This window comes from Falsiroseomonas stagni DSM 19981 (assembly GCF_900114315.1).
GTDB lineage: Bacteria > Pseudomonadota > Alphaproteobacteria > Acetobacterales > Acetobacteraceae > Falsiroseomonas > Falsiroseomonas stagni.
In genome coordinates, this window is sequence record NZ_FOSQ01000005.1 from 349,461 (window position 1) to 359,186 (window position 9,726).

A 9,726-nucleotide genomic window follows, 5' to 3' on the forward strand; every position below is an offset into this window, starting at 1 on the left:
GGGCTGGCCGCGGCGGAAATGGCGGATGGCCGCGGGTTTGGCGCCCGGGGCCGCCGCCATGCCACCGCCTTTTTCCCGGGGGCATGATGGCGGTGGCGGCGCAGGGCGCGGCCACCCCGGGGCAGGGGTGGCGGCGCCGGGTCCGCTCCGCTAGTCTCCGACCCGCCCCCACCCCCCCCAGGGAATAGCGTCTTGGTCGCCAACCGGCTCCTTTTGCTCGCCGCCACCTGCCTTGTTCCGGTCGCGCTCGCGTGGCCGGCGGAGGCGCAGACCCGTCAGCCCCGCCAGGCCGCCCCGGCGGCCGCGCCCGCGCAGGGCATCGTCCGCGGGATCGACGTGGCCGGCAACCAGCGCATCGAGCAGGACACGATCCGCTCCTACATGCTGCTGCAACCCGGCGACGCCTTCGACGCGGACCGCCTGGATCGCAGCCTGCGCACCCTGTTCGCGACGGGGCTGTTCCGGGACGTGACCGTGACGCGCGTCGGCGACCGCATCCGCGTGCAGGTCGAGGAGAACCCGATCGTCAACCGGGTGGCCTTCGAGGGCAACAGCAAGGTCAGCGACGACGTGCTGCGGCCCGAGGTGCAGATGCGCCCGCGCGCGGTGTTCACGCCGCAGCAGGCGCAGGCGGACCGGCAGCGTATCCTCGACATCTATGCCCGCCGCGGGCGCTTCGCGGCGCGGGTCGAACCCAAGCTCATCCAGCTCGACCAGAATCGCGTCGACGTGGTGTTCGAGATCACGGAAGGCGAGGCGGCGCTGGTCAGCCGCATCAACTTCGTGGGCAACAACGCCTTCTCCGACAGCCGGCTGCGGGACGTGGTGGCGACGCGGGAGCAGGCCTGGTACCGCATCCTTTCCACCTCCGACATCTATGACCCGGAACGGCTGAACTTCGACCGCGAATTGCTGCGCCGCTACTACCTGCGCAGCGGCTATGCCGATGTGCAGGTCGCCGCCGCGACGGCGGAGCTGGCGCCGGACCGCAGCGGCTTCTTCGTGACCTACACGCTGGACGAAGGCGTGCGCTATCGCGTCGGCCAGGTGCAGATCACCAGCACGCTGCGCGGCGTGGAGCCCGAGGCGCTGATGCGCGAACTCGCGGTCGGGCAGGGCGCCTGGTACGACGGCGATGCGGTGGAGCGGTCGGTCGAGGCGCTGTCCGACGCGGTCGGCCTGCGCGGCATTCCCTTCGTCGAGGTGCGCCCCCGCGTGGTGCGGGACCGGGAGGGGCGGCGCGTCGACATCACCTTCGAGATCGCCGAAGGCACGCGCGCCTATGTCGAGCGCATCGACATCCAGGGCAATGCCCGCACGCAGGACCGCGTCATCCGCCGCGAGTTCCGCATCGCGGAGGGCGATGCCTTCAACGCCGCGCAGGTCCGCCGCTCGCGCCAGCGCATCCGCGACCTCGGCTATTTCGGCCAGGCGGAGATCACGGCGCAGCCGGGATCGGCGCCCGACCGTACGGTGCTGCAGACGACGGTGACCGAACGCGCGACGGGCGAGGTCTCGCTCGGCGGCGGCTTCTCCACCGATGCCGGCTTCCTGACCGATTTCGGCGTGCGGGAACGCAACTTCCTCGGCACCGGCGTCGATGCGCGGCTGCAGACCATGCTGGCGCAGCGGCGCACGCAGATCGACTTCTCCGTCACCGACCCGTCCTTCCTGGACCGGAACCTGGCAGCGGGCGTCGACATCTTCTACATCACCCGCAACCTGACGGAGACGTCGGGCTACCGGGAGAAGCGCGTCGGTACCGCGCTGCGCGCGGGCTACGAGTTCAACGAGCGGGTGCGCCAGAGCTGGGCCTACAGCCTGGTACAGCGCGACATCTTCGACATCACGAGCGACGCGAGCCGCTTCATCCGCGAACAGCGCGGGCAGACGCTGCTGTCGCAGATCGGCACGACGCTGTCCTATGACGTGCGCGACAGCCGGATCGAGCCGAAGAGCGGCTACATCATCCGCGTCGGCACCGATGTCGCGGGCCTTGGCGGCGATGTCGCCTATGTCCGCCTGCGCGGTGACGTCGCCGGCTACATCCCGCTGGAGCGCTTCTTCGGCGATCCCGACTATGTGCTGGCCCTGCAGGCCGGCGTCGGCCAGCTCTCCCCCTGGGGCGGCCGGCCGGAACGGATCATCGACCGCTTCTTCCTCGGCGGCGACAACCTCCGCGGCTTCGCGCTGGCCGGTGCCGGCCCGCGCGATGTTCCCTCCGGCGACCCGCTCGGTGGCCGCCTGATCTGGACCGGCACGACGGAGCTGCGCTTCCCGCTGCCGCTGCCGTCCGAACTCGGGCTGCTGGGCCGCGCCTTCGTGGATGTCGGCTCGCTCTCCAACACCCCTGTCACCGGCACGGGCGTTGCCGATGACAGCAGCCCCCGCGTGGGTGCCGGCGTCGGCCTGTCCTGGCGTACGCCGGTGGGCCTGATCAACATCGACATCGCCCAGGCGCTGGTGAAGAAGTCCTACGACGAGACGCAGCTTGTGCGCTTCGGCTTCGGCACGCGCTTCTGAGCAGTTTCCAGGATCACCGAACGATGCGTCTGCGTCTTCTCCTGACCGCTTCCCTGATCGCCCTGGCCGCGGCGCCCGCGCTGCCGCCAGCGGCGGTGGCCCAGGCCCAGCAGGGGCAGGAATGGTTCGTGCCGGGCCAGGGCCAGCAGCGCCCGCCGCAGGGCCAGGCCCCCGCCCAGGGCCAGCAGCGCCCGCCGCAGCAGGGCCAGCAGCCGGCCCAGGGGCAGCGCCCGCCGGCGCCTGCCGCCGGCCAGCGCACCCCCGCGCCGGTCATCGCCATCGTGGACATCCCCGAGGTCCAGCGCCTCTCCGCCGCCTTCAACCAGGTGCGGGAGGAGATCGAGCGTCGCCGCGCCCGGCTGAACGAGGATCTGCAGCGCGAACAGGCGCGGTGGCGTGAGGAGCAGCAGGCACTCGCCGCCGCCCGCGCCACGCTGCCCGCCGAGCAGCTTCGCAACCGGGAACGCGAATTGCAGGACCGCATCACCGATGCGCAGCGCATCTTCCGCGACCGTTCCCGCGCCATCGACCAGGCGGCGCAGATGGCGCTGCAGCAGATCGAGCAGGCGCTGGGCGCCGTGATCCGGCAGGTCGCGGCATCCCGCGGCGTGAACCTCGTGCTGCCGCGGCCCCTGGTGATCTTCAACGAATCGGGCTTCGACCTGACGGATGAGATCAGCGCCCAGATGAACCGCGTGCTGCGGAGCGTGACGATGCTGCCGGAGGGTGCCGCGCCGGTCGAGGCGCCGCCGCCCGCCGCCGCCCCGGCCGCCCCCGCCGCGCCGGCAGCCCCGCCGGCCGCCGCCCCGCCCGCCCGGCGGAACTGAGCCCATGGCGGCCGATCCCCGCTTCCATCGGGCGGGGGCCGCGCTGACCCTCGCCGAGGCCGCTGCCGCGGCGGGTGGAGAACTCGTTGGCGGCGACCCCGCGCGCGTCGTCTCCGGCGTCGGTCCGCTGGATGGCGCGCGGCCGGAGGATGTCAGCTTCCTCGACAATCGCCGGTACCTGCCGAAGCTGGCGGAGACCCAGGCGGCGGCCGTCGTGCTCGGGCGGGATTTCGCCGGGCGCGTGCCGGAAGGCGTCGCGGCCATCGTGGTGGCGGACCCCAAGCTCGGCTTCGGTCGCGTGGCGCGTCGCCTGTTCCCGCAGCCGGCGCCGCGGCCGGGCATCCACCCGACGGCGGTGGTCGATCCGGCCGCGACGATCGGCGATGGCGTGGAGATCGGGCCCTATGCGGTGATCGAGGCCGGCGCCGAGATCGGCGCGGGCTGTGTCATCGGGCCCCATGCGGTGGTGGGGGAGGGCGTGGTGCTGGGGGAGGGTTGCCGCATCGGCGCCCATGCCAGCCTGAGCCACTGCATCGCCGGCCGCTTCGTGGTGCTGCATCCCGGGGCCCGGATCGGGCAAGAGGGGTTCGGCTTCTCGGTGACGCCGGAGGGGCGGTTCGAGACCATGCCCCAGCTCGGCCGCGTGCTGCTGGGCGATGCGGTGGAGGTGGGCGCCAATGCCTGCGTGGACCGCGGCAGCCAGGGGGACACGGTGCTCGGCATGGGCACGCGCCTCGACAATCTGGTGCAGATCGGCCACAACGTGAAGGCCGGTCGCGCTTGCGTGCTGGTGTCGCAGGTCGGCATTGCCGGCTCCACGGTCCTCGGTGACGGCGTGCAGATGGGCGGGCAGTCCGGCACTTCCGGCCACCTCACCATCGGTGATCGCGCCCAGGTCGCGGCGCAGTCCGGCGTGATGTCCGATGTCGGGCCCGGGGAGGTCGTCGGCGGTTCGCCGGCCTGGCCGATGCGGGAGACGTTGCGCGCCTTTGCCGCGCTCCGGCGCCTGGCGGGCAGGCCCGCGTCGAAGGCCTGAGCGGCAAGCCGGCGTAAGCCCCGGCCGCGCGCGGCACGGGGCGATGGGACGGGACGGAAGAGACGACGATGGACCAGAATACAGACCCCAACGCAGCAGCGCCCGCCGGCACGGTGGCCCCCTACGACATCGCCCGCATCATGCAGGCGATCCCGCACCGCTTCCCCTTCCTGCTGGTGGACCGCGTGGTGGAGATCGTGCCGAACGTCTCCGCCGTCGGCATCAAGAACGTCTCCATCAACGAAAATTTCTTCCAGGGCCATTTCCCGCAGCACCCGGTCTTCCCGGGTGTGCTGATCATCGAGAGCATGGCGCAGACCGCGGCGGTGCTGGTGGTGGAGACGCTCGGCCCCTCCGCCCAGGGCAAGCTGGTCTATTTCATGACCGTGGACAGCGCGAAGTTCCGCAAGCCGGTGGTGCCGGGGGACCAGATGCGCGTGCATGTCGTGAAGGAAAAGCAGCGCGGCAACATCTGGCGCTTCAACGCCGAGGCCAAGGTGGACGGCAAGGTCGTGGCCGAAGCCACCTACGCCGCCATGATCCTCGATAAGTGAACGGACAAGCCACCGTGGACGCCGTGCCGCCGCCTGCCGGCATCCATCCGGACGCCTTCATCCACCCTTCCGCCCATGTGGCGCCCGGCGCCAGCATCGGCGCGGGCTGCCGCATCGGGCCCGGCTGCGTCGTCTCCGCCGATGCGGTGCTGGAAGCGGGCGTCGAATTGATGGCCCATGTCGTCGTGGACGGCCGCGCCTTCATCGGCGCGGGGGCCAAGATCTATCCCTTCGCCACGATCGGCCTGCCGCCCCAGGACCTGAAGTACAAGGGCGAGCCCACGGGCGTGTCCATCGGCGCCCGCACCCAGATCCGCGAACACGCCACCATCCACCGCGGCAGCACGGGCGGTGAGGGCGTGACCCGCATCGGCGCCGACTGCCTGGTGATGTGCGTGGCGCATGTGGGCCATGACTGCCGGATCGGCGATGGCGTGATCCTGGTGAACAACGTGATGCTGGCGGGCCATGCGGAGATCGGCGACTTCGCCGTCATCCAGGGCGGCGCCGCGGTGCAGCAATTCGTCCGCATCGGCCGGATGGCGATGGTCGCCGGCATGTCCGGGGTGGAACGCAACGTGCTGCCCTATGGCCGGGCCAAGGGCTACCGGGCGAAGCTGCATGGCCTGAACACCATCGCCATGCGGCGGCGGCTCGGGCTTTCCAAGGACCAGGTGATGGTGGTGGCCCGGGCGGTGCACGACCTCTATCGCGGTGGACGGCCGGAGGACCACGTGGAGGCGATCGCCGCCGCCCATCCCGGCAACGCGCTGGTGGCGGAGATCCTGGCCTTCGCCGCCAATCGCGGCCGCCACGGGCTGTGCCCCTTCGGCCGCGCGGCGGAGGAGGATGAGGGCGGGGACGCGGCGTGAGCCTGCCGCCCTCGACGCGTCCCCCGGCGCCCGGCGCGCCTTCTTCCGCCTCCACCCTTGGTATCGTCGCCGGCGGCGGCGCAATGCCGCTGCGCGTCGCGGATGCGGCACGGCGCGGCGGGCGGCCGGTCTTCGCCGCGCTGATCGAGGGTTTCGCCGAGCCTCGCGACTGGGCTGCCATTCCCCATGCCGTGGTCCGGCTGGGCGCGGTGGGGCACCTGTTCTCCGTGCTGCGCCAGGCGGGGGTGCGCGACCTGGTCATGGCGGGGCGGGTGAAGCGACCCTCCATCCTGTCGCTCCGGCTCGATGCGGAAGGGGCGCGGCTGGTGGCGCGGGTGGGGCGGAAGGCCCTGTTCGGCGGCGATGACGCGCTGCTGACCGCGGTGGTGACGGTGCTGCGCGAACAGGGCTTCACGCCCATCGGCGCCCAGCACATCTTCGAACAGCTCCTGATGGAGGAGGGCGTGCCGACGCGCGCCCGGCCGGATGAGGAGGCGATGGCCGATATCCGGCGCGGGATCGCGGTGTGCCGGCAGCTCGGCATCGCCGATACCGGGCAGGGCTGCGTCGTGCAGCAGGGCCTGGTGCTGGCGGTGGAGGCGATCGAGGGAACCGATGCCATGGTCGCGCGCTCCGCCAGCCAGAGCCGCGAAGGCCCCGGCGGCGTGCTGGTGAAGCTGGTGAAGCCGACCCAGAGCGCGCTCGCGGATCTGCCGGTGATCGGGCCGGACACGATCCGCGCGGTGGCGGAGGCCGGGCTGCGCGGGATCGCGGTGGAAGCGCGGCGGGATGGCCATTACGGCACCATCGTGATCGACCGGGACGCCACCATCGCCGCCGCCGATGCCGCCGGGCTGTTCCTGGCGGTGATCAACATCGACAAGACCATGCAAGGAACAGACCCATGAGCAGCCTGCTGCACACCATGATCCGCGTCGGCAACCTGGAGCGGAGCGTCGATTTCTACACCCGTCTGCTCGGCATGAAGGAACTGCGCCGCCGCGACGTGCCGGAGGGCAAGTACACGCTGGTCTTCGTCGGCTATGCCGAGGAAGCGACCGGCGCCGCGGTGGTGGAGCTGACCTACAACTACGGGACGGAGAAGTACGACCTCGGCACCGGCTTCGGCCACCTCGCGGTCGGGGTGCCGGATGTCTACGGGATGTGCGAGGCGTTGCGTGCGGCGGGGGCGAAGATCACGCGGGAACCGGGGCCGGTGAAGTTCGGCACCACCGTCATCGCCTTCGTGGAAGACCCGGACGGCTACAAGATCGAGTTGATCGAGCGGAAGTAAGCCCCGCGCCCCATGCCGATCCTGACCCCGCTGGAGGATGCGCTGGCCGGCATGTCCGACCTGGCGCGGGCCGTGGCGGGGCGGGAGAGGGTAAGGCTTGCCGTCACCGGCCTGTCCCGCGCCGGCAAGACGGTGTTCCTGACCTCGCTCGTCGCGAACCTGCTGGCGGCGGGGCAGGGGGCGCGGACGCTGCCGGCGCTGGAAGCGGCGGCCGGCGGGCGGCTTCGGGGCGTGCGGCTGGTGCCGGCAGGGATCGAGGCGACGCCCCGCTTCGACGCGGCCGGCCACCTGGCGGCGCTGGCTGCCGACCCGCCGCGCTGGCCGGGGCGGACCGAGGATCTCTCCACCCTGGAGCTGGAGCTCACCATCTCCCCCGCCTCCTGGCTCGGCCAGGCGCGGGGGATGGTGATGGGGGACCGGCGGATCACGCTGGAACTGCTGGACTATCCCGGGGAGTGGCTGCTCGACCTTCCGATGTTGGACCAAGGCTTCGCCGAGTGGTCGCGGGAGACGCTGGCGCGGCTGCGCGTCGGGCGAAGGGCGGAAGCTGCCGCGGAATTCCTGGCCTTCGTGGATGCGCTGCCGCCGCGCGCCTCGGCGGAGGAGGCGCTGGCGCGGGAAGGGTTCCGCCTGTACCGCGCGGCGCTGTTGCGGCTGCGGGACCAGATGGGGTTCCGCTTCCTGCAGCCCGGGCGCGCGCTGAACCCCGGGCCGCGGGGGGAGGCGCCGCTGCTGTGGTTCTTCCCGTTGCCGGAGGGGCATGAGGGCGGCCTGGTGGATCTGCTGCGGCGGCGCCACGCCGCCTATCTCGACGACCAGCGCGCCGCCTTCTTCGACCCCTTCTTCCGCCGCTTCCATCGCCAGGTGGTGCTGGTGGATGCGCTGGGCGCGCTCCATGCCGGCGAACAGGCCTTCGACGACACGGCGGAGGCGCTGGCCGCGATTGCCAGGGCGCTGCGCCAGGGGGGCGGGTGGTTCGACCTGCTGACGGGGCAGGGCGTGCGGCGCGTGGGCTTCGCGGCGACCAAGGCGGATCACGTTCCCGCGCGGGCGCGGGATGCGCTGGCCGCGCTGATGGCGGACCTGGTCGGGCGGCAGGCGCCGGGGCCGGCGGGGGCGGAGACGCCGGTGCGGGCGATCGCCGCCATCCGCTGCACGGAGGATGCGGCCGCCCTTCTCGATGGCCGGCCGGTTGCGGCCGTGCGCGGCGTGCTGATGAAGGATGGCCGCCTGACCCCCGTCTATCCCGGGGAGGTGCCGATGCGCCGGCCCGAGCCGGATTTCTGGGACGCCCCCTATTTCGAGATGCCGGAGTTCCAGCCGCCCCGCCTTGTGGGTGAAGGCGGGGCGGGCATTCCCCATCTGGGTCTCGACGCGCTGCTGGCGGCGCTGATCGGAGACCTGTTGTGAGCGAGAAGTTGCCGCGCGGCCCGCGCGTGCTGACGGAGGAGGCGACGCCGGCGGCGCCGCGGCTCGACCTCGGCTGGGACCAGGCGGTGGTGCCCGTCGCGCCGCCGCCGATCGCGCGGCGCTGGTCGGCCCCGGCGCTGGCGGCCACGGGCGTGCTGGTGCTGCTGCTCGGCCTGTCGGCGATCGACGTGGCGGGCTTCGTGGCGGACCAGTTCGCGCGCGGCGCGCCGCTGGGCTGGCTGACGCTCGGCGTCGCGGCGCTGGGCTACGGGCTGATCGGCTGGGCCGGCTTGCGGGAGTTGCGCGGGCTGGCGGCGCTGGAGAGTGTGGAGCGCGGGCGGGAGGCGGTGGCGCGGGGCGACCATGCCGCGGCGCGGCGCGCGGTGCTGGACTGGGCGGAGCTTGTGCCGGCGGCGGCGCCGACCCTGCCGGCCTTGAGGCAGGCCAGCGACCTGCCGACCCTGCTGGCGCTGCTGGAGGCCGGGCCGCTGGCGGCGCTGGACCGCCAGGCGGTGGCGGCGGGGCGGGCGGCGGCCTTGCAGTCGCTCGCCGCCACGGCGGTCGTGCCGTCCCCGGCGCTGGACGGGTTGTTCATCGCCTGGCGCGGTGTCCGCCTGGTGCGGGAAGTGGCCGCGATCCATGGCCTGCGGCCGGGCTTCGCGGGCACGCTCAAGCTGCTGCGGCGGACGCTGTTCGAGGCCGGGGCCGTCGCGGCCGCCGACATCGCCATCAATGCCGCGGTGACGGCGGTGACGACGAACCCGCTGGTGGCGAGCGTGGTGGGCGATGCGGCGTCGGGGGCCGTCGCGGCGCGGCGGATGCTGCTGCTGGCGCGGGCGGCGTCGCGGGCCTGCCGGATTGTCACGCCGCGATAGGCTGTGGCTTTTTAGCCACTAATACCAGCGCCCTGAATGGCTGACTCGATGGTGATGTTGGTGCGCTGTCGATGTGTGATTCGCTGCGCCTGAGGGCGGAAGGGGCGGATCATGGCGGTGTCGGTAGACCGGAAGGACCATACGGCGTCGGAGTTGCGACGCCTGGCGGCGGGAAGCCGTGACGCCTCGGCGGCGCGCCGCATGCTGGCCCTGGCACTGGTGCTGGAGGGCGTGCCGCGAGCGGTTGCGGCAGAGACCTGCGGGATGGATCGGCAGACGCTGCGGGACTGGGTTCATCGCTACAATGCCGAAGGCGTTTCCGGTCTGTCGAACCG

Annotated in this window: 10 protein-coding genes; all 10 read left to right on the forward strand. The window is 72.5% G+C overall.

Annotated features, from left to right (window positions below):
* The first annotated feature begins 192 nt into the window (after positions 1-192).
* Positions 193-2,523, forward strand: coding sequence for an outer membrane protein assembly factor BamA (gene bamA / locus BM041_RS15810; protein ID WP_092960825.1), 2,331 nt, complete (start codon positions 193-195; stop codon positions 2,521-2,523).
* A gap of 23 nt (positions 2,524-2,546) precedes the next feature.
* Positions 2,547-3,350 carry an OmpH family outer membrane protein gene (locus tag BM041_RS15815; RefSeq protein ID WP_092960826.1) on the forward strand — a complete coding sequence of 268 codons (804 nt, stop codon included), beginning with the start codon at positions 2,547-2,549 and terminating at the stop codon, positions 3,348-3,350.
* A 4-nt stretch (positions 3,351-3,354) separates the two neighbouring features.
* The gene (gene lpxD, locus BM041_RS15820) at positions 3,355-4,386 is read left to right on the forward strand and encodes a UDP-3-O-(3-hydroxymyristoyl)glucosamine N-acyltransferase (RefSeq protein WP_092960866.1); all 1,032 of its coding nucleotides are present in this window, start codon (positions 3,355-3,357) and stop codon (positions 4,384-4,386) included.
* A 68-nt stretch (positions 4,387-4,454) separates the two neighbouring features.
* Entirely contained in the window at positions 4,455-4,940 is a 486-nt protein-coding gene (gene fabZ / locus BM041_RS15825) for a 3-hydroxyacyl-ACP dehydratase FabZ (protein WP_092960827.1), read from the forward strand.
* A gap of 41 nt (positions 4,941-4,981) precedes the next feature.
* Entirely contained in the window at positions 4,982-5,812 is an 831-nt protein-coding gene (gene lpxA / locus BM041_RS15830) for an acyl-ACP--UDP-N-acetylglucosamine O-acyltransferase (RefSeq protein WP_092960867.1), read from the forward strand.
* Entirely contained in the window at positions 5,809-6,720 is a 912-nt protein-coding gene (locus BM041_RS15835) for an LpxI family protein (protein WP_408735410.1), read from the forward strand. Before lpxA ends, BM041_RS15835 begins: the two co-directional genes overlap by 4 nt.
* Complete coding sequence (gene gloA / locus BM041_RS15840; RefSeq protein ID WP_092960828.1) at positions 6,717-7,106, forward strand: lactoylglutathione lyase; 390 nt, start codon at positions 6,717-6,719, stop codon at positions 7,104-7,106. Before BM041_RS15835 ends, gloA begins: the two co-directional genes overlap by 4 nt.
* Before the next feature lie 12 nt (positions 7,107-7,118).
* The gene (locus BM041_RS15845; RefSeq protein ID WP_092960829.1) at positions 7,119-8,516 is read left to right on the forward strand and encodes a YcjX family protein; all 1,398 of its coding nucleotides are present in this window, start codon (positions 7,119-7,121) and stop codon (positions 8,514-8,516) included.
* Positions 8,513-9,391, forward strand: a complete 879-nt coding sequence (locus tag BM041_RS15850; RefSeq protein WP_092960830.1) for a DUF697 domain-containing protein — start codon at positions 8,513-8,515, stop codon at positions 9,389-9,391. Before BM041_RS15845 ends, BM041_RS15850 begins: the two co-directional genes overlap by 4 nt.
* A gap of 111 nt (positions 9,392-9,502) precedes the next feature.
* Positions 9,503-9,726, forward strand: a 224-nt coding sequence (locus BM041_RS31390; RefSeq protein ID WP_245762110.1) for a helix-turn-helix domain-containing protein, incomplete at its 3' end; no start/stop codon positions are given.